General features: G+C 44.8%; 13 protein-coding genes. 1 reads left to right on the top strand and 12 read right to left on the bottom strand.

Going from position 1 to position 21,965, the window contains the following annotated elements:
* The first annotated feature begins 71 nt into the window (after window positions 1–71).
* Window positions 72–1,169 carry a LysR family transcriptional regulator gene (locus tag DXD11_RS01535; protein ID WP_118016671.1) on the top strand — a complete coding sequence of 366 codons (1,098 nt, stop codon included), beginning with the start codon at window positions 72–74 and terminating at the stop codon, window positions 1,167–1,169.
* On the opposite strand, the gene DXD11_RS01530 is transcribed toward DXD11_RS01535, so the two are convergent.
* The 12 genes from DXD11_RS01530 to DXD11_RS01475 form a co-directional block, all read right to left on the bottom strand.
* A complete protein-coding gene (locus tag DXD11_RS01530; protein ID WP_117548767.1) occupies window positions 1,147–3,762 on the bottom strand; it encodes a YfhO family protein in 2,616 nt (871 codons plus the stop codon). The genes DXD11_RS01535 and DXD11_RS01530 overlap by 23 nt on opposite strands.
* Window positions 3,763–3,796: 34 nt before the next feature.
* Complete coding sequence (locus DXD11_RS01525) at window positions 3,797–6,487, bottom strand: YfhO family protein (RefSeq protein WP_158547568.1); 2,691 nt, start codon at window positions 6,485–6,487, stop codon at window positions 3,797–3,799.
* A gap of 10 nt (window positions 6,488–6,497) precedes the next feature.
* Window positions 6,498–8,162, bottom strand: coding sequence for a DUF6541 family protein (locus DXD11_RS01520; protein WP_117548765.1), 1,665 nt, complete (start codon window positions 8,160–8,162; stop codon window positions 6,498–6,500).
* Window positions 8,163–8,370: 208 nt separating this feature from the next.
* A complete protein-coding gene (locus DXD11_RS01515) occupies window positions 8,371–12,123 on the bottom strand; it encodes a phosphoribosylformylglycinamidine synthase (RefSeq protein ID WP_117548764.1) in 3,753 nt (1,250 codons plus the stop codon).
* 168 nt (window positions 12,124–12,291) lie between these two features.
* Window positions 12,292–13,230, bottom strand: a complete 939-nt coding sequence (locus tag DXD11_RS01510; RefSeq protein ID WP_015533548.1) for a M14 family metallopeptidase — start codon at window positions 13,228–13,230, stop codon at window positions 12,292–12,294.
* A complete protein-coding gene (locus DXD11_RS01505) occupies window positions 13,223–14,161 on the bottom strand; it encodes a M14 family metallopeptidase (RefSeq protein ID WP_022216686.1) in 939 nt (312 codons plus the stop codon). The genes DXD11_RS01510 and DXD11_RS01505 overlap by 8 nt, the downstream gene beginning before the upstream one ends.
* A gap of 160 nt (window positions 14,162–14,321) precedes the next feature.
* On the bottom strand, window positions 14,322–15,134 hold the full coding sequence (gene spo0A, locus DXD11_RS01500) for a sporulation transcription factor Spo0A (RefSeq protein ID WP_015533550.1): 813 nt from the start codon (window positions 15,132–15,134) through the stop codon (window positions 14,322–14,324).
* A gap of 143 nt (window positions 15,135–15,277) precedes the next feature.
* Window positions 15,278–16,081: a sporulation transcription factor Spo0A gene (gene spo0A, locus DXD11_RS01495; RefSeq protein ID WP_117548762.1), complete on the bottom strand. Its 804-nt coding sequence runs from the start codon at window positions 16,079–16,081 to the stop codon at window positions 15,278–15,280.
* Between the two features lie 245 nt (window positions 16,082–16,326).
* A complete protein-coding gene (locus DXD11_RS01490; RefSeq protein ID WP_279220438.1) occupies window positions 16,327–18,402 on the bottom strand; it encodes a SulP family inorganic anion transporter in 2,076 nt (691 codons plus the stop codon).
* A 152-nt stretch (window positions 18,403–18,554) separates the two neighbouring features.
* Complete coding sequence (locus tag DXD11_RS01485) at window positions 18,555–19,667, bottom strand: SpoIVB peptidase S55 domain-containing protein (protein ID WP_118757632.1); 1,113 nt, start codon at window positions 19,665–19,667, stop codon at window positions 18,555–18,557.
* Window positions 19,668–19,772: 105 nt separating this feature from the next.
* Window positions 19,773–21,458 carry a DNA repair protein RecN gene (gene recN, locus DXD11_RS01480; protein WP_118757631.1) on the bottom strand — a complete coding sequence of 562 codons (1,686 nt, stop codon included), beginning with the start codon at window positions 21,456–21,458 and terminating at the stop codon, window positions 19,773–19,775.
* Between the two features lie 57 nt (window positions 21,459–21,515).
* On the bottom strand, window positions 21,516–21,965 hold the full coding sequence (locus DXD11_RS01475; protein WP_117548758.1) for an arginine repressor: 450 nt from the start codon (window positions 21,963–21,965) through the stop codon (window positions 21,516–21,518).

Below are 21,965 nucleotides of genomic sequence, written 5' to 3'. Positions count from 1 at the left end.
TGATAATATCACTCATCTAGGTATAATTACAATATATAAAAAGAATAGTTATTATAACCTGGAGGAATATCATGATAAGTAATCTGAACAATTACGTTATTTTTCATACAGTTGCCAAAGCCGGCAACATCAGCAAGGCCGCAAATCAGCTCTACATCAGTCAGCCCGCGATAAGCAAGGCTATTTCCAAACTTGAAGAAGAACTCGTCACTGCGCTTTTTAACAGAAGTTCCAGAGGGGTAACTCTGACTGAAGAGGGACAGGTTCTCTATGAATATGTTGAGAGGGCATTTGACTCTCTGAATATGGGTGAGGAAAATCTGAAGAATTACAAGGAGCTTGGAATCGGTCACATAAGAATCGGAGTCAGCACATCGCTGTGCAAGCACATCCTTCTGGATTACCTGAAGGACTTTATAAAGGAGAATCCGAACATCAAGTTCAGCATCGACTGCCACTCAACATTGAATACCATCAAGCTTCTTAAGAATGACGACATAGACATAGGTCTGATTTGCAACACAGAGCTTCCAAAGGGGATAGTCTACTCTCCTGTCAAGGAGATACATGACGTATTTGTGGCAAGCCCTGAATATCTGGATAATTTCTACGAGCGCGCAAATGGCAGAGATCAATACAGCTTTGCCGATGAGCTTTCAGGCAATATCAAGGGTAACATTATACCGCTGCTAAACTCAGGCTTAGCCTCTGCCACACACGGCGATGCAACAGATCAAGGTGCGGATAAAAAAAGCAGAGATAACGGACATTCATCCGGCGTCTCTGCTTCTACCACTATTCATAACTCAAGCAACTCAGGTATGTCCAATATATCAACAGTCAACATCCTTGAAGGCTCCAACCTCATGGTTCTGGAGGAGGCAAATGTAACCCGTACCCACGTGGACGAGTATCTCCGCTCACAGGGCATAAGCTGCAGCCAGGTACTTGAGATCAACAACATGGATCTCCTCATCGACTTCGCCGCCATCGGCATGGGCGTTGCCAGCGTGGTACGTGAATTCGCACATGAACAGCTCTCATCCGGTGTTATAACCGAACTTCCGCTTGACACTCCTATTCCGAGCAGGAGTGTCGGCTTCGCTTACTCAGGAATGAAGAATCAGAGCACGGCTATGAAGAAATTTATGGAGTGGGTAGGGGTGTGATTACATGCTTCTGTTTACTGTCCCACCTCAGCATAAATAGCATGATGCATATTCCAAACAGCGAAACCAGTGCGCCAGCCATAAGCCCAGGTGTTCTGTATGCAATTTCTATATCGTGACTGCCCGCATATATCCGGACACCCATATTGCCTCTACCAAGGCGAATTTTTTCTGCCGGTTCTCCATCCACATATATCTTAAACCCATCATTATATGGATATGCGATATACAGGATACCTGGATTTTTCACATCCACACTTCCATAGAAAGTATTTTTTACAAATCCTGTGCACTCAAGCGGACTATCAAGTATCTTCTCTTCTGCTTTCTCAAATTCATCTGCATTGTAATTGTATACCTTTACAAATCGCTCTCCGACACTTCCTGTTTTAGAGCTGGTCGCACCTCCTATAGTTATCCTGACATGTTGTCCTTTCTTTACGAGGCCGACATGTGACAGCTGTTCTGTAACATATGACCCATTCGATACCCTGAGATCTCCGTCCACGATCATCTCCACATAGTGATCGCGGCTATCCTTACTGTAGACATACATATCCATATCAGATTCAGCATCAAACTCATACCGGGTCATCGGCACAAATGCATTTGACGTTCTGTATATGCAATAACCCACTGATTCCTTAAGTGTGTCCTGATTGAGATAAGAAGTACTCCAATCCGATATATCAATCTCTGTAAATACATCTGACGACAGACCACAGCCACTCTTCATAAAATCATTCTGATTTTCAAGAGGTGTCCTGTCTGCTTTCCAGTCTACGATACCATCATCCAACATAAATCCCATCATCTCAGGAGTTTCTGCTTCATACAGATTGTATACGTCATTCTCAGCAACAAGGTTATATCCTGCGTAAGTACCATTCTCCGGACTCAGCACATATCTGACATTGTACATGAGCGCTGTAAGCGGTGTAGTTCCCGAATATATATATTCAACATTGTCAAAGTGGGCAAGTCCCATACTGGAAAACGCTCTGATCGTATTTCCATTTGCCATGGATGAATACCAGTTTGTCTGAGAATATGGCGCATAATTCTCATAAACCATAGCGCTCTTTCTGGTGCCATTTTCTGTATCCAGGGAATTGTATACTGATTCCCACTGATCTAGTCTTACAGCATCTGTCAGAAGACAGTCCTCCGTCTTGCCCGGCATTACATATAATGCATTTCCCATAATCTCAGCTATCCAGCAGCCACAGATAATGCACACAGCCACTCCCGGCTTTATGCTTCCTCTTCTGCAAAGCACGCACAGAATGGCTGCAAATGCCAGCATAAGCATAAATATAACATAGCCAAGCGGGGTACTCATCTCTCTGCTGTCAATAAGACTTGCCACAAATATTACGCCTGCCACCACAGTACTTACAGCAATATACCTCAGTCTCAGCTTACCAAGATTCATGAGAATTCGATATGCTGCAGCAATTAATATAAACGTTAATATAAATGCAAACCTGTTTCCAAGTCCATGTGTGATCGTCATGCCATGGAACACGTAATTGAGCGGAAGATAGTTCAGGGCAAGCACTAACAGGGCCATGGCTATACAGTATTTCACCCTCGTCTTCCAGTCGCACACATCAGACAGAATAAAAATGCAGGCAGCAAATATAACAATACTTCCACAATAACTGTTATTGCTGAACATAGATACACATTCCAGATCCTTCAGCGGATAGAATGAAGATATATACGCTCCAAACTGTCCCCACATCTGTGTTCCTTCAAGCCCCATATCAGTCACCGAAGACGCCGCTCTCATGACCACCAGTCCGGCAGGAACCAGAACCACTCCTGCGAGCAGAGCAGACAGCACCGAGCAGCCGGCAAACGAAAGTCCTCTGCGTAGGAAATCTTTGACATTTTCCCGTTTTTCCAGCAAGAAATATATCACGGCAAACACACATATATAGAATGAGAAATAGAAATTGCATATGATCGACGCTGCCAAAGACAGCGTGTATAACATCCATCCTTTTCCATCTGACAGATGCTCTATGCCAAGTGCCACTATCGGAAGCAGAATAAGCCCATCAAGCCACATAATATTATGTCCATATGCAAGGACATACCCGGACAGTCCATATGCCATACTGCATGCCAGCTCTATGAACGTTGCAACTGTCTGGCTGTACCCATTCTCTGTATTTTTCTTATTGGTATGTCTGAAAAAGTAAAGCGCCGTGACCGGCAGGCAGGCGGATTTTATGATGATAAGCAATACCATGGAAAGTTCCAGCCTGCTCTCTCCCAACATCAGAACGATGATATTGAACGGGCTCAGGCAGTAATACAGTAACTCCTGTACAGCATCGATTCCCATTCCCATCGACCAGATAAAGCTTCCTTTGCTACCTCCCGAAATCCATTCAAATAACATATGAAACATATTCTTATACTGCACATATGCATCATACGTCAGAAAACTTTTATCTCCAAACGGGTATGCTTTCTGCAGGAGCAAAATTACTGTATATACCAGAACTGTAACTAAGAATACAGCAGCATACATAATCCCGCTCTTTTTATGTTTGTTTACTTCTCCTTGCTTTATACCCATATCAATCCCCACTTAATTTATTGCGCTATCTGTTCTATGCAGCCTGTACCTTCTTTTTCCTGCTGCGTCTAAGATTCACCATGTATAAGACAGCTATGAGCCATCCTGCTGCAGATAATATAAGACCAAGCTTGAATCCATATGTTACATACCTGAATTCTATTGTATGTGTTCCAGCAGTCAGCTCCAGACCCACAAGTGCACCATTTGCCAGTGTTGTTATATCAGTCTTCTTTCCATCAACATACGCTGTAAAGCCTCTGTAATAAGGAATTGATGTATACAATATACCATCCTCATTTGCTGTCACCGTACCCTTTACATATGTAGATGTCACTGTGTCAAGTGAAAGCGTCCTATCCTTAATTGATTCCTTGCATTCCTGCATCCTGTCATCATGATATTCATAGAAATCTATACACGTTACTCCCTTTTTTAGGACTGTGGACAGATTGACTGCCTGTATCTCGACCTTCTGCCCACTCTTCAGCTCACCGAGATCAAGTACATCTTTTGGCGAAGGATAAGCGTCATACTCGTTTATATCTGCTATCACGTTTCCATCTACAGTTACAATATTACACAGCTTATTTGCATCCTCAAGGCTCACATACAGATGCATATCCCTCGGAGCTGTAAACGTATAAATCTGTGAGGCATGGTAATCTTCATCAAGTGACACATTCATGTATGTATAAGCATTTTTATCAGTCTTTCTCTCCAAAGTTACTCCATCCGGCAAGATCTGTCTATCCGGAGCGCTTCCTCTGTATTTCACATCAAAATCAGTCAGTTCATCCGGTGAAACACGGGTGAACACTCCTTCAACTCCCGACACATCTTTCACGAATTCATTCTGCACCTCAAACGGAACTACATCTGACACATTCCAATCTTTTATGCTGCCATCTGTAGAAAAGCCCGCTCCCACAGCATAGTCTGTTGTATACCATGCAATCTCATCGTCTATATCATACACATCGTTCTTCAGATTATATCTTTGCTCCTTTGTATACCCACCATAATATGCATCTGCATCCGATAATACATTTCTTACATTGAACATAAGCGCAGTTACCGGTGTAGTATTTCTGTATGCATATGTAGCGCCGTGATCCTGATATACCATTCCAAGCGCATCAAAAAGCCATGTCACTTTTGTATTTATGATTGAAGAGAATATATTAGTGTCTGAATAGACTGTATTATTTTGTGACAAAATCCAGGATGTCTTTCTATTAAGATCACTGTTGTCCTTTTCATTATATATGGCTCTCCATCCGTCAGTTCCGCCTAGATGCTCCTTGCCCGTAGTATATGCATCCGTATTCACATATACGGCATTGGATATCAGCTCCGCAAAAAGTATTACTATAAAATTCACAATCAGAGAATTTATCTTTATGCTGTTTCTGGCCTGTAATACAAATACCATAAACAAATATATAATAAGCAGGATCGTAACCATATAGCAGACTACATTCTGCACCTCATTATTTTCCAGAAAAACGCCCCCAAAGAAAGCCAAAAATACAACTGCGGTCAGTATCACCTCCCGAACCCCCGGCTTCGTCCAGTTCACAGCACACTCAAAAGCTGAAACAATAAGAAGTATGACAAGAATAAAAGCATATCTGTAAGAATATAGATGTGGATATGTGAACCCATGAAGAACATACAGTGCCCCTGTCAGATTCAGACAGGCAACAAGCAGCGCTATCTCCACCAGTCTCTTAACTCTTGCCCGAAGCTGTATATTCCTGTTAAACACATATACAACCGCAAGGAAAAGCAGAGACAGTCCCATATACATATTCCTTGCATACAGAGTTCTTCCAGCTATATCTATATCATGTCCCCAGAAAAAGCTCTGGAACAAATTTGCAAAATTACCAAACTTGCTAAATGGTATATCTTCTGTGAGTGAACTTGCACCTTCTCTTCCAACTATCGCAAGGAAACACGGCACAAGTACAACACATGCACTGAGTGCAGCCGTTATAGATGTGAGTGCAAACTTCACTCCACGCTTCCAAAACATTTTCCAGCTATCCTTTTTCACATCGATAAACCATATCACAGCTATCATAGCCACAAACCACGAAAAATAGAAGTTGAATACAAATGACATGAAAAGCATCACAAAATAAAGTCTCACATCACCGCCCTCAATAAGTCTCTCAACGCCAAGCATCATAACAGGCACGAGAAGAAGGCATATAAGCCAAATGAGATTATACTGATATGCAAGCATATAATCGCACATGGAATAAGCCATTCCCATCACAACACAGAGTATGTCATTCAGCCATCCGTGCTGCATTTTATTTCTGCTGGTATGCGATAAGAAATAGGTCATAGTAACTCCGCAAAGTCCAACCTGAATACACATACTGACAATCATTCCCAGCTCCATATGTGAACCGCCGAACAAAACTGCTATTAGATTGACAGGACTTGCCAGATAATAAAAGAAATTAGTATAGAAATCATATCCTAGTCCCATGTCCCAACTGAAAAAAATTGATTTTCCCTGTCTTATCCTGCCTGATAATTCCACAAAAAACGCATAATACTGGGTATTAGAATCTCCAAGCAGTATAGTATTCTTTCCAAATGGATAGCAGCTTGTCATCATCATATGTATCACTATACATATGATAGGAATCAGAAATGCCATTCCATACTTAACAATTTTTCTTGACCTGATTTTCTTTTTTTCCATAATTACTCCATCACTCCATATAACTTTGTATTTTTCCTTTTTCGACAGCATGTTGCATTATAAGTATCAATAACATAAGCAAGACCGCTGAAATACTTATTCTCCATGACCAATGCTGAATCTTTGTCCCCTTATATTTTACAACAACTTTACCTGCCTCTGGCGAAACTGATATTTCTACCAATCCATCATTTAGACATTTGCTTACCGTCAGTTTCCGTCCATCAGCCATTATTGCTTCATATCCCTTATAATAATACTTTGGAACTATGCACTCCCCCGCAGTTTTACCCGCATCAAACTCATAGCTTCCGTCTGATCCATAGCGCCCCCGTATGTAAGTATCTTCGCACTTCACCATCCCGCTGCTTTCTGCTCCGACAGATGTTGCAAGATCCCCTTCTTCTGGAAGCCACTCCCAGAACCCTATGCTGTCTGTACTTCCTGCATTATCCGCATAACCTTCCGGATAGTTCACATAGCCACCAAGTTCTATATTCCATACCATATTCAGGCTAAAAATACCGATAAGTATGCTTCCAGCCGCACATAAACATGCATTTCTTCTGTATGATGGCAACAGCTTTATTATATCCACTGACTGAAGTGCAAGACCAAGTGCCACAAAGAATTCTGTGAACATATTCAGTCTCCACGGAAACTGTATACTGACAAATGGAGTTCTGTCGATAAGTTTCCATGGAAAAATCTTTGTCTCGCATACAAGAAGCACCGCCGCTGTCACAAGGCACATCAAAGCCTTTTTATTATATACTTTTTTATATATACTGACAAATACCATAAGTGCCAGTATTCCAATCTCAATGAATGCAACCGAATACTTTCCACTCACTATCGCGAGCAGTGTCTGAGTCTCCTCATGTGTGTAAAATGCCGGTTCATTGCTTACATAGAACCTTCCATCTGCAAATTGTTCAAGTACAGGAAGCCAATAATAACATGTAAGTACTGCACACGCAAGAGCTTCCATACACACAGCCCCAATAAGTCTTCTGCAAGCCGCAATTCTTTTCCATCTCGCACACACCCAGATTATTCCCATTACTACACATAATACAAAGCTTATCGTGTGTGAAAGCATAAGACACGAATATGATACACATAAAAGGCCTTTTCTACTGTGTCCCATCTCAGTCAGGTCGTAAAGAGCAAGAAACGCCAGTGGAATAAATACCATGGCAGCAATTTCGCCAAGTGCAAATCTGGTATATACATCCTCAAGATGATAATGTCCCATTGTGTAAAGCACCATAGTGACAACACCCGCGCAACGGCTTCTGCCAATGCTCCGCCCTGTATAATACGCAGTAAGTCCCGTACATATCATCAGTACATATATATATATCTTCATTGCAATCCCCGGTGATGCCCCCAGAAGTCTGAAGAGAACGGCTGGCAGCAAGAACAAATCAGGGTAAAATATTCCCATACCGTAGCCATACCCTTCCAACATAGTCTGATATATATATACAGGGTATCCCTGCCCTGACTTTAGCGCTTTGAGGATACTCTCCACCCTGAGCATATGAACCTGCTGGTCATCACCGTATGGCAGGCCTGTCTTAAAACAAGGGATCATACATACACCACTTATCAGAAGCACCAGCAGTGCAATTCCCAGAATCTCTATTCTGTTTTTCTTTTTTTCTCTCACGCAGAATCTCCTCCCGGTCGTCAAAGCTCTGCCACATCATCCCCGGCAGTCAGTACGCATAAATATAAAGACAAACGGGGACAGGTATGGAATCTACTCTCACCTGTCCCCGTATTCTCAGTCATCTAAAACTGTTTATGACTCCTGCACATCTGTGCTATTTTTATTGGTATATCACCGGATATAATCCGTGTGACATGATTTCATCTTACTTAAAATACTCCACACCACTCTCAAATATCTTCTGGTTCTGGTCGCCATATACATTCACAGCTACAGCCTGTCCGATACGCTCTGAGTGTCCCATCTTACCGAGTACACGTCCGTCAGGACTTGTAATACCCTCAATTGCGTAGTATGAACCGTTGACATTGTAATACTCGTCCATGGTTGGGTTGCCGTTCATGTCGACATACTGTGTTGCAACCTGTCCATTTGCAAAGAGCTTCTCGCACCATTCCTTGCTTGCAACGAAACGTCCCTCACCGTGTGAGATAGGAATTGTGTATACTCCGCCGAGCTCTGCCTTCTTCAGCCATGGGCTCTTGTTTGTTACAACCTTGGTGTATACCATCTTGGACTGATGACGTCCGATGCTGTTCATTGTCAGTGTAGGTGAATCATCTGTCTGTGGTCTGATCTCGCCGTAAGGCACAAGACCGAGCTTGATGAGTGCCTGGAATCCATTACAGATACCAAGTGCAAGCCCGTCCCTCTCGTTCAGGAGCTTCATAACTTCCTCGGAGATCTTCGCATTACGGAATGCAGTTGCGATGAACTTACCTGATCCGTCTGGCTCATCACCGGCTGAGAATCCGCCTGGGAACATGATGATCTGTGAATCACTGATTGCCTTTGCAAATGCGTCAACAGAATCTCTGATTCCCTGTGCAGTCATATTTCTGAATACTATCGTCTGTACGTCTGCACCAGCTCTCTCAAATGCCTTTGCTGAGTCGTACTCACAGTTTGTACCAGGGAATACAGGTATGAATACCTTTGGCTTTGCAACCTTGTTCCTTGATGTGTAAACTGTCTTGGCATCAAAGAGTCCAGTCTTGATCTCTGTCTGTGGAACATTTGACTCTGTTGGGAATACCTTCTCAAGAGTCTTTGTCCATGCTGCAAGAGCCTCGTCCATAGTGATTGTGACATCCTTGTATGTAAATACAGGCTCCTTTGTAACCTTACCTATCTTCTTGACAGGAATTCCGAGCTGATCAAGATCTGCTGCCTTAACCTCAAGAATGATAGCGCCATAGTTCTTGGCAACAAGATCCTTCTTGCTCACTGTATCCTCAAGCTCAACACCGAGCTTATTTCCAAATGCCATCTTGCTGACAGCCTCTATTATACCGCCAAATCCAACTGCATATGCAGACTGGATCTTGCCCTCCTTGATCTTCTTGTTCAGGAGGTCATACATGTACAGAACATTCTCATATACAGGTATGTCGTTCTCGTCCTTCTCTATATCCATCTCCACAAGAACATTGCCTGCCTTCTTGAGCTCAGGTGTCACAACGTCCATGTAGCTTGCCACGTCAACTGCAAATGATACAAGTGTTGGAGGTACATCTATATCATTGAATGTACCTGACATACTGTCCTTTCCACCGATAGACGGAAGTCCAAGTCCTATCTGAACATCATATGCTCCGAGGAGCGCTGCCAGTGGCTGTCCCCATCTGTATGGGTCTGTTCCAAGTCTCTTGAAATATTCCTGGAATGTAAGTCTGATCTTGCTTACATCTCCACCTGCTGCAGCTATCTTGGCTGCTGATGTAACAACCGCATATACTGAACCATGATATGGGCTCCAGCTTGACAGATATGGGTCAAATCCGTAGCTCATCATGGTAATAGTGTCTGTCTTACCCTTGAGTACAGGCAGCTTTGCGATCATTGTCTGTGTAGGTGTGAGCTGATACTTACCACCGTAAGGCATTGTGACTGTTCCTGCTCCGATAGAGCTGTCGAACATCTCCACAAGTCCTTTCTGTGAGCACACATTCAGATCTGACAGTGTATCGAGCCATGCCTTCTTGACATCCTCAGGCTCCTTAACTGAATCAAAGTAATTGTCTGCCTTGCTTGGAACTTCAACCTTGACCTGTGTCTCCTGATGAGCACCATTTGTGTTGAGGAATGCACGTGAGATGTTCACGATGTCCTTGCCTCTCCACTTAAGGATAAGTCTAGGCTCCTCTGTAACCTTTGCAACTACTACAGCCTCGAGGTTCTCCTCCTCAGCGTATCCGAGCATAGTGTCAACATCCTTAGGATCGACAACTATAGCCATACGCTCCTGGGACTCTGATATTGCAAGCTCTGTACCGTCAAGACCTGCGTACTTCTTTGGCACCTTGTCAAGATCTACCACAAGTCCGTCTGCCAGCTCTCCGATGGCAACTGACACACCGCCGGCACCAAAATCGTTACACTTCTTTATAATAGATGAAACCTCTTCTCTTCTGAAGAGTCTCTGGATCTTTCTCTCTGTAGGTGGGTTACCCTTCTGAACCTCAGCACCACATGTCTCGAGTGAGTGTGATGTGTGAGCCTTGGATGAACCTGTTGCTCCACCACAGCCATCACGGCCTGTACGTCCGCCGAGCAGGATGATTACATCTCCCGGATCAGATGTGAGACGCTTTACAGCACGTCTTGGAGCTGCACCCATAACTGCTCCGATCTCCATTCTCTTTGCAACATAATCTGGATGATATATCTCATTTACAAGGCCTGTTGCAAGACCGATCTGGTTACCATATGAGCTGTAACCATGGGCTGCTGTTGTCACGATCTTACGCTGTGGAAGCTTGCCCTCCATTGTGTCCTTGAGAGACTTTGTAGGATCAGCCGCACCGGTAACTCTCATAGCCTGGTATACGTAACCTCTTCCTGAGAGCGGATCTCTGATAGCACCGCCAAGACATGTAGCAGCACCACCGAATGGCTCGATCTCTGTAGGATGGTTGTGTGTCTCGTTCTTGAAGAATACGAGCCACTCTTCCTCTACTCCGTCCACAACTACAGGAACAACTATAGAACAAGCATTGATCTCGTCTGACACTTCCATATCATCGAGCTTGCCTGCTGCCTTGAGCTGTTTCATACCCATAAGGGCTATATCCATGAGACATACAAACTTGTCATCTCTGTCCTTGTACATCTCCTTCATCTCTGCTCTGTATGCGTCAAATGTCTTCTCAAGAAGATCCTTGTAATCTCCATCGTCGAACTCTACATCTGTGAGCTCTGTTGAGAATGTTGTATGACGGCAGTGGTCTGACCAGTATGTATCGAGAACTCTGATCTCGGTCATGGATGGATCTCTCTTCTCCTCACTCTTGAAATAGTTCTGGATGTGAAGGAAATCCTTGAATGTCATGGCAAGTCCAAGTGAGTCATAGAGCTCCTTAAGATCTGCCTCTGCCATGTCCTTGAATCCGTCAAATATATGAACATCGGCTGGCTCAGGGAACTCTGTAACCAGAGTCTCAGGAATCTCCATACCGCATATTCTTGAATCAACAGGGTTTACACAGTAGTCCATGACAGCCTTCATCTGCTCGTCTGTCACGTCGCCCGAAAGTACATATGTTGTGGCAGTCTTGATAACAGGCTCCTCATCCTCTGCAAGAAGCTTTACACACTGCTCTGCTGAATCGGCTCTCTGATCGAACTGACCTGGAAGTGCCTCTACTGAGAACACCTTATCTGTGGCAGCAAGCTCAGGCTCACCCTCATAGATCACATCTACAGGCGGCTCAGCAAATACTGTCTCAAGAGCCTTTGCATATGTCTCATCTGATATGTTCTCAATATCATATCTGACAAGCACTCTCACATACTCAGCCTTGATACCCAGATAGTTCTTAATCTCTTCGTGAAGTTCCTTCGCCTTGACCGCATAGTCAGGCTTTTTCTCAACATACACTCTCTTGACCTTACTCATGTCATACCTCCATAGTAAAAGCGTTTTTGTTATTTTAATTCTTTAATAATAGCATTTATCTTGTTTTTTTTGTAGTAGTTTTTATCTTTTTGCCGATTTTCAGCTTATTTAAGCATAAAATTGTATCTTAACCCTGCATTTTCACCAAATATGTCATAACTTTCCATGCTAGTTATGCAGTCTTCGTATCATCTTAAATATCACCGAATTCTGGTATATCATAGGTGAATTCTGACAGTAGAATATGATTCCGTCCGTCGGTGCGTATATGTCCGTCGTATTCTCGCCCGTCATCGGATTGATGATATTTGCAATTATGTCGCCTCGTACAACCTCGTCTCCCGGCTGGACAAGCTTCTTGAAGAAGCCGGCGGCATGCTCGGACCTTATGCTGAGCAGATCCTCCTCGTCCATGATGGTGGAAATGTATCCCGCATGGCAGTTGTATCTTATAACGCCCATACGTGTCAGGAATCTGAGCACTGAGGACACCGCCTGATTGGCACTCTCACCATTGATGGTGTCGGTAACTCCCGAATATACCGAGAAAGCCTCCGTGCCGCGCATCTGCCAGTTGTAGTTGAGCGTTGCCTTATCATATGATCTAGGCTCCGCTGTCAATACATACGGCATACCGAACTGGCTGGCAAGGCTGTTGCTCTGCTTGCCTGTCTCTATCATCCTGACGTGCGGGATAAACTCACCATCCATATAGAAGCTCGCAAACTGTATTCCGTATGCGTAGCCGGTGACCTTCTCCATCACCGCCGCTGCAATACGGCTTGTCGCCTGACCTTCAGGATTGCCTGGGAATGATCTGTTTATATCTGAATTGTCTGTTATCCAGTATTTCTTGCCCACATTGAACGAGCTGTAATTGATTGATGGTATCAGAAGTATCTTCTTGCCCGACACTATGGCGCCCCTCGCCTCCAGCTCCCCAAGCTTCTTTGCCAGAAGTGAGCTTATGTAGAGCTGCTGAAATTCATTTCCTCTCATAGCACCAACTATGCATGCAGCCTTGTCTCCGCTGCCATAGGAAAATCCCTGTATCTCGTACTCTCCTCTGTAGGCTGTATTCATGGAATATATGATCTCTTTATTCATGGCCACCTCCGAAAATTCTGGCCACAAGTGACCCCTCTTCTATAACCGGATATTCTCTCAGTGAGAACACAATGCCGCTTCTCGGCGACCTGATGGTCTCCTCCACCGAGCCCGTGAGCACATTTACAATTCTTCCTATGATCTCTCCCTGCTGTATATATTCTGAGTGCTTTGCCACAGGAAGGAAGATTCCGCTGCTCTCAGCATTTACAAATACAACATCCTTGTCTTTTGCAAATTTAGGCTTATGTGCAGTCTCGACTTCGCCTTGCCATATTCCCATCTTCTTCATAAGAGAGAACAGTCCGTCCACTATCTGGTTCGAGTAATCGTAATCTATCTTGAGGGCAACTCCGGACTCCACTACCATACTCTTGACTCCGATCTCGTTGAGGGCATGTGCAAGACTTCCCTCCATGACCGTAGACGACGGATGTATCCATACAACATCCACATTCATGCACGCAACATACGGAGCAAGATCCGATGCCACGTCAGAATTAACCCTGACCTGTGGGATCTCCTTGATGTACACACTGCTGGAATGGACATCAACACAAATGTCCGCCCCCTCTATGTCCTTCATGACCTTTGCCGCTGTATACTCTCCCACAGTTCCGTCCTTTGATCCCGGAAACAGGGTGTTCATGTCTATGTCAAATACAGGCACATCCCTGTACTGAGCCTCAAGTCCCATAGGATTGATAAATGGATATACATCCACGATTCCAGTAAGCTTGTCAAAATCCTTCTTGATCCTTCTGATCAGTTCATAACATATGTACTGTCCGGCAACCTCATCCCCATGTATACCGGACACAATACACAGCCTCTTTTCATTTCCAGTTGGGAAATCCGGAGCCAGATGGTTCTTCTTCACCCTCATGACTTCCCCGATCAGCATGTTAGCTGATACTACAGTTTCTATCATATTTTGTCCACCTTGTATTATTTATTCGTTAGTAATTTTGCAAATTATCCCGGTACATAAAGAAAAGCAGGGTACTTGCCGTATCCTGCTTCTTGTACCTAAGTTATTATACATGATAACTGTCAGTTCTTCAAGGTATGTTGCCTACTCTGTGAGCCTGTTATGCCCTTTTCTTATACTCTATTCTGAGCTTGTCCGCTATGAGTGCGATAAACTCGGAATTTGTCGGTTTGCCTTTTCCCGCATTCACTGTATATCCAAACAAATCGTTGATGGTGTCTATCTGACCTCTGTTCCACGCCACCTCTATGGCATGTCTTATGGCTCTCTCTACGCTGGAGGATGTGGTCTTATATTTCTTCGCTATCGTCGGATAGAGAAGCTTTGTTATGTAGTTCAGCATGTTCACATCGTTGACCGCCATGATGATGCCCTCACGGATGTACTGGTAGCCCTTTATATTTGCAGGAATACCTATATCCCTGATGATATCCGTCACATCGCTCTCTATAGTATTCTCTATCTTGTGTGCCATACTCTTCTCTGTGAGACATGTAAGCTTGTCGTTCAGCCCTGACTCAAGCTCCTTCTTCTTCATATACATCTGTCTGAGTCTTGTCACAAGCTGCACCGGATTGTATGGCTTCAGGATATAATATGTCGCACCCATCTCAAATGCACATCTTATAAGTCTCTGTGATGACACCGATGTGAGTACCACAAATATCGTATTCTGATATTCAGGCAGTTCACTCATATGCTCCATCACTCCCAAGCCATCCATTCCCGAAAGGCAAATGTCCAGTATCACTATATCCGGCTTGTAAAGCTTTATTGATTCCACCGCTTCATCCCCGGTGCTGACCATATCAACTACTCTCATCTCGTCCTTTGATGCATATGTGGCGATCTGTTTTGCTATCTGTGTGCTGTCGCCATCAGCAATTACAATTTCGATCCCTTTGTTTCCCATAGTATCTCCCTTGTTATGTATAAATTTACAGGATTAAGCGCTTATCCCAACTACTTTATAATAATATTAAATATGATGTAATTTGTCAAGTGCTTTTAATATCATTTTTAATATCACATATTATGACAACATTTTACTACAAATTACCCTGCATTTCTCATCTTCGCTTCCAGTCTTATCTTGTCGGCAATGAGAGCGACAAATTCTGAGTTCGTAGGCTTTCCTTTGCCCGCACTTATGGTGTAACCAAACAGTTCGTTGATAGTCTCTATCTTTCCTCTGCTCCAGGCCACCTCTATGGCATGTCTTATGGCTCTCTCCACCCTTGATGCAGTTGTGCCGTACATCTGGGCGATTGTCGGATAAAGCTGCTTTGTTATAGAATTCAAAATATCCATATCCCCCACAGCTATGACTATCGCGCTTCGGAGATACTGGTAGCCTTTGATGTGCGCCGGAACGCCTATCTCGTGGATTATCCCGGTCACCACCGCCTCCAGCTCGTCCGTCTTCTGCTCATTTTCATCCATCTTCAGAAGCTGAGTCGTATTGCTTCCGTGACCTTTATATGCATCATCAAGCACACCTCTGACCTTCTTCTCATCGTATGGCTGTTCAAGCAGTCTCACCACTGCCTTGTCACCTATCGTCGAAAATACAAAGTCCAGATAATTTCTATGCTGCTTCGATGAACAGAGCACAAATTTGACATTTCTCAGGTTCTTATTTCCAGATACGCCTTCGACCATATCCGTGATATCCGTACCGGGTATAACCTCGTCCGCGATCACTATGTCTGGCTTATCTTCTGCAATTTTCTTAACAGCTTCGTCACCCTTCTCACAACATCCAATGTACTCATAATCAGGCATATCCTCAAATACGTGCTTTAGCTGTTCAATTTCTCTTTTGTCATGTTTTACCATCATAACTTTAACATGACTCATGTTATACTCCTTCCCAAGTATAGTGACGGAATAACAATATTTACTTTTTTATTCCTGTTATTCCACTACGAACATTATATATAAATGTAGTTTTCTTGGGAATATATAGAACTTCGCAAGTTACGACAGCATCAGCTTCCGGAAAACATTTTTTCTACTGCGACTGACACCAGCAGACCACATACGCACATTTAATGAAAAAATGCGGCATATCTTCCCTTTTCGGGTCGATATGCCGCGCATGATCACTTCTCTTTTGTATGTTCTTTTTCTCTGAGTCTTATGATCGCATCATAGGCCGCCGGATTGTGCTCCTTCAGGTGCTCATCCATTCGTTTTCTTCTCGCCTTATATCTGTCGACAAATTCAGGATGCTCGCTCTCAAGCCTGTGAAGAAGCTGGCTCCGCCTGCGCTCGATACGCTCTGCAACAGAGTCCTCATCCTCGCCTGTGGCCCTCACGATCTCCTCTATGTGGGCCTCCATATGCTCAAGCCATTCTTCCTCATCCTGTATATCCATCTGCTTCCAGAAACCGGTCATAAGCTGTTCAACCCCGGTTCCGTTCTTCATACTGCCTATGGATTCACGGATGTGCTTCTCTATGACATCTTCCGCATCATCGCCAAATGCCCACACAAGCTCCTGAGCCATGTGCTCCGCTCTCTTTCTCCTGATGTCATGATAACTGTTATGTACACCAACTAGTGGATATGGAGTCTCAAGGCCGCAGTCTGACAGTGCTCTCTCCATGGTCTGTCTCACGCATCCTGCCTCTATCATGTCGCCAAGTCCAAGCTTTCTGAGCTGGACGTTGAGCTGGCCTATATGCTCCGTGATATAGAGCTTCACCCCCTTCTCTTTCAGCGTATCATACATGATCCTGAGGGTCTTGGCAGCCGTCACATCCACGCTTCCCATGGCGGACGCATCCACTATTACAGCCTTTGTGTCATCCTGTACCGCATCCATGATATCCTTCTGGAATATGGCTATATTTGCAAAGAACAGATTACTGCTGAATCTGTAAATAACTATATTCTGTATCGGGTATGCATGCTTGAACCTCTCGAGCGCAAGGAATTCCTCATGTCCAGGTACCAGTCCAAGGAAGCTTCTCGGAGGGTCCGCAGCCTTCCTTATGACTGCGGCAAATGAGAGTATGATTCCTATAAGAACTCCATTTATCGTTCCAAGTACCAGCACACCTAGGAAAGCTCCGCAGAATATGTAGAATTCCACCTTACTCACCTCCCACAGCTTTGCCGCCAGATCAAATTCCAGAGCACTGTAGAGTGCGGAGATGACGATTGCCGTGAGCACCGGAACCGGCAGATAACCTATAAATCCCGTTCCACACACGAGGATCACGATCATCACTACTCCTGCAAATATTCCAGTGAGCTGTGTCCTGCCTCCATACTGCTCACTCATTGTGGTTCTGGACACGGAACCGTTTATCGGACAGCAGCCTGTGAATGCCGCTGCAAGATTTGCCATTCCAAATGCCAGAAGCTCCTGATTATCGTCTATCTTATATCTGTTCTTCTGGGCGAAATTGTTCTCAGCCAGAAGCGTCTCCGCCATGATTACCACTGCTATCGACAGACTGACCGTCATGATATTTGGAAGCATCCTCTCATCTATCTGTGGTACAACGATCTGTGGAAGTCCTCTGCTCACCTCCGACAGACATACTATTCCGTATTCATCCATATCTATCACGCAGGACAGCAACGCTCCCGCTGTCATGACGCATATCGCCATCGGAAACTTTGGTATTAATCTTCGTGAAACAAGCAGTACCGCAAGAGCCGTAAGTCCCATGATTATTGACGGCACATTTACATCTCCTATCGTCTCTGCTATGTGCTCCACAAGCTCGAACAGCTCTCCTGTTCCCGCTCCGGCTCCATAGAGCTTCGGCACCTGCATAAGTATGATGGTGGTGCATATTCCTGATATGAATCCGCCCATGACAGGAGTCGATATGTAATTTACAAGCTTGCCCGCCTTGAACAGGAAGAATACCAGCAGCCACAGCGCCGTAAAGAATGTTATCACAGGAACGACCTGCATCGCCTGCTCCGTTCCCGGCGTAACCCCCAGCGTCACCAGTGCCGCTCCGACCAGCGCCGCAGGCGCGGCATCCACACCGAACACGAACTGCCTCGACGTGGACAGCAATCCAAATATTATGATCGGGAACACCGAACCATACAATCCATATACCGCCGGCAGCCCGGCTATCTGTGCATACCCCATCGATATCGGTATGGACACCGCCGCTATGATAATTCCTGTCAAAAGATCAGGAAGCAAATTCTCTTTTTTATAATTCTTTAGTGTATGACATAATGAAATTTTTGAAACCTTGATTTTCTTGCCCTCCTGGGATGTTTGTGTGTGCCGGTCTGCCTTATGCTAAAGTCCGGCACTTCTGTTCTTAATTTTATCACTAAACAGGATTAATTTCACTCCTCCAGCATATTTTCAATAAAAATCCCATACCCCCTGGTTGGATCGTCTACGAATACGTGGGTGACGGCGCCGATTATCTTGCCATCCTGGATGATCGGGGAACCGGACATTCCCTGTACCACTCCGCCCGTCAGGTCTATGAGAGCATCATCGGTCACGTGGAATTCTATATTCTTGTCGGATGAATTCCTGTCCACATACTCTATGTCTATCTCATACTTCTCAAGCTCGCCGCTCATTCTGGAATTTATATAAGCCTGCCCCTTGCGGACTTCATGACCTCTGGCTATATACATACGCTCCGCATCGCCGTATTTTGCCTGGCAATAGCTTGTGTCCAGATGACCATATATTCCACTTGCACTGTTGCCGTCAATAATGCCGACCAAAGATCTTCTATAGGCAATGCTTCCCTGAAGTCTGCCCGGTTCCGAGGAGTACGACTTGCTTATATTTGTAATATCCGTTGTGTACACACCGCCGGTGCTGCACCGCATCATAACTCCCGTATCTATATCCGACACACTGTGTCCAAGGGCCATGAAATTTGTTCCGTCGACAAATGTAACCGTGCCTATTCCCGACACATCATCCTTCACCCACGCGCCCAGCAGATAAGCGCCATTCTCGTTTTTTTCCGGCGTTATGCTACAGACCTTCTCCTCCCCATCCCTTATATATCTCACGGACAAGCTATCACCCTGGCTTTCAGCAACAATATCAAGCAGCTCCGACCTCTTAGATATCTCCATACCGTCTACACTCACAATATAATCCCCTGTACAGACCTTTCCATCAGCAGGGCAACAGGACTCGCCATTTTCATTTTTAAAGCTGCATACATCCACCACCAAAACTCCATCCGTCTTCATATAGATTCCCATCGCCTCGCCGGACGGAACTACAGGTCGGTCAAATATATCACTTCCAAACTCCGCATCCTTCGTGGTCGCCCTTGACACTACCCCATCAAGTGTTGAGCTTGTCTTCTCTGACCTTTCAACATCCACTCGTCTGTCCACCAACACACATAAAACCAATAGTGCTGCAAGGAGCAACAGATCCGCCACAGCCACCCATATGATCACTTTCTTATATCGCCTCATAATCTATTCCTCCTACATATACTTAAAAACAACTAATAGCTTATAAAAAAAGAGTAACAGCCTTGGCTGTTACTCTTAGTATGTTGTGTTAGGAATAACTTTATATCAGTATTTTTTTGTCTTTTCTGCCATTTGTTTCATCTCACGGGCATTGCTCATGACTGCCTCAGTTATGGTCACGCCGCCGAGAAGTCTTGCGATCTCCTCTGTTGATTCCTCGTCGCTTAATCGGACGATCCTTGTCACTGTCTTGCCCTCGTCGGCAGACTTTTCTATGAGATAATGACTGTCTGCCATCGCTGCGATCTGCGGAAGATGGGTTATGCTTATAACCTGATGGCTTCTGGAAATAACTGCCATTTTTTCAGCAACCTTCTGAGCTGCACGGCCGCTTATTCCCACATCGATCTCATCGAATACAAGAGTGCCGATATTGTCCTCGGACGCCATGCAGGATTTGATCGCCAGCATGATCCTTGAGAGCTCACCGCCTGAAGCCACGTCATATAACGGTCTCAGCTTCTCGCCGACATTTGTCGAAATGACAAAATAGCAGTCATCGATTCCATTTGCCGTACACTCCGGAAGCCTGTCAAATACCATGTCGAACCGAACCTCCATGAAACTCAGATCAGCAAGTGCATCTCTGATGTCTCTGCACAGATTCTCAGCCTGCTTCTGTCTCTCAGCAGTAAGCGCATCTGCTGCCTTGAGCATGGCTTTCTCCGCCTTTTTTATTTTGTCTGAAAGTCCTGCTATATATTCGTCATATTCAGACAGCCTTTCATATTCCTTCCTGCTGTCCTCCAGATATTTGAACACCTCTTCCAAGGTGCTTCCATATTTTCCCTTTATATCATTGATGACGTCAAGCCTGGACTCAACACTTCTAAACTCAGAATCGTCAAAGTCCATGCTCTGCATGTAATCATTTAATTCAACGTTAAAATCATTCAGCAGCGCGTCAATATTTTCCAACTGACTATACAGACCGTCTATCTCTCCGTCGAGATCCTTTATACCCTTCATCGATGCCAGCGCTCTGCCGATCTCATTTCCCGCAGATGAAGAAGATTCATAACCTGTAACGCTGTATACATCCGAAGCTGCCGCAACTATATCGCGTGAATTGACCATCCTGTTGTACTGATGCTCAACATCTTCGTCCTCACCAGTCTTTATATTTGCTGACTCGATCTCCGCAATCTGGTACTTGAGGAATTCTACCTTTCTGCTCCGCTCCGCCTCATCCATCGAGAGCTCGTCCATCTCACGCCTGAGTGTGACGTACTCTCTGTGACACTCTGCAACCTTCTGCTTCAGGGGATCTATGGATGCTCTGCCATATTTATCCAGAAGCTTCATATGCTCCGCTTTCTTAAGGAGCGTCTGCTGCTGGTGCTGCGTGTGCATATCTATGAGAAGCGCAGATACCTCCCTGAGCTTTGCGGCGGTCACCGCCATATCATTTATAGTGTTTATGGTTCTGGAATTATTTATTCTCCGCGTGATGAGTATCTCGCCATCCTCCGATGGCTCCACTCCCAGATCTCTGATCTGCTCAATCACCTGGGGATCATCCACCAGGAAAAGCAGTTGACAGAAGCCCTCCTTGTCAGGCTCCCTGACTATATCCTTCGGAAGCTTATCTCCCATACCAATCTTCAGGGCTCCCATGATTATGGACTTACCCGCACCGGTCTCACCGGTAAGTATGTTGAGATTATCGGTAAAATTAACATTTGCATCGTCTATGAGTGCAATATTCTTGATATGTACATTAAGTAACATTTGTATCCTCCTGTTGACGCACAGACTTTATTACACATAACATATTACAGAGAGCTGTCATCTCTGCATCTTATCTATCGTCTTCATGACCGAATCGGTCATCTCCCGGCTTCTGACCGCCAGGAATATGGTGTCGTCCCCGGCTATACTTCCGAGGAGTCCATTTATCTCCACATTGTCAAGTGCTGCGGCAACTGCCATCGCCATGCCCGACACTGTCTTGATCACTATCAGATTCTCCGCCGGCACCATGGATAATATGCCAGCCCCGAGAACCTTTCTGTACGACTCTATGGACTCATGTGTTGCCGACTTTCCCAGAGTGTACTTCTGCCTGCCACCCGCCACGGCAACCTTGGTGAGGTTGATCTCTCTTATATCTCTCGATATGGTGGCCTGGGTCGTGGAAAAGCCCGCCTCTGCCAGCTTCTCCAGCAGTTCATCCTGAGTCTCTATATCATATTGTTCGATTATCGACAAAATCTTCGCCTGTCGCTTCTGTTTCAT

The organism is Coprococcus sp. TF11-13 (genome assembly GCF_003481085.1).
GTDB classification, from domain to species: Bacteria; Bacillota; Clostridia; order Lachnospirales; family Lachnospiraceae; genus Coprococcus; species Coprococcus aceti.
The sequence above is the reverse complement of the archived record's forward strand: the minus strand, read 5'-3'. Positions and strand labels throughout refer to the sequence as shown.

What these genes read in the sequence shown, in the direction of transcription:
- spo0A (WP_117548762.1), bottom strand. Translation starts at nt 16,081, where the DNA reads ATGAGTCATGTTAAAGTTATGATGGTAAAACATGACAAAAGAGAAATT.
- DXD11_RS01535 (WP_118016671.1), top strand. Translation starts at nt 72, where the DNA reads ATGATAAGTAATCTGAACAATTACGTTATTTTTCATACAGTTGCCAAA.
- DXD11_RS01505 (WP_022216686.1), bottom strand. Translation starts at nt 14,161, where the DNA reads ATGATAGAAACTGTAGTATCAGCTAACATGCTGATCGGGGAAGTCATG.
- recN (WP_118757631.1), bottom strand. Translation starts at nt 21,458, where the DNA reads ATGTTACTTAATGTACATATCAAGAATATTGCACTCATAGACGATGCA.
- DXD11_RS01475 (WP_117548758.1), bottom strand. Translation starts at nt 21,965, where the DNA reads ATGAAACAGAAGCGACAGGCGAAGATTTTGTCGATAATCGAACAATAT.
- spo0A (WP_015533550.1), bottom strand. Translation starts at nt 15,134, where the DNA reads ATGGGAAACAAAGGGATCGAAATTGTAATTGCTGATGGCGACAGCACA.
- DXD11_RS01530 (WP_117548767.1), bottom strand. Translation starts at nt 3,762, where the DNA reads ATGGGTATAAAGCAAGGAGAAGTAAACAAACATAAAAAGAGCGGGATT.
- DXD11_RS01525 (WP_158547568.1), bottom strand. Translation starts at nt 6,487, where the DNA reads ATGGAAAAAAAGAAAATCAGGTCAAGAAAAATTGTTAAGTATGGAATG.
- DXD11_RS01485 (WP_118757632.1), bottom strand. Translation starts at nt 19,667, where the DNA reads ATGAGGCGATATAAGAAAGTGATCATATGGGTGGCTGTGGCGGATCTG.
- DXD11_RS01510 (WP_015533548.1), bottom strand. Translation starts at nt 13,230, where the DNA reads ATGAATAAAGAGATCATATATTCCATGAATACAGCCTACAGAGGAGAG.
- DXD11_RS01515 (WP_117548764.1), bottom strand. Translation starts at nt 12,123, where the DNA reads ATGAGTAAGGTCAAGAGAGTGTATGTTGAGAAAAAGCCTGACTATGCG.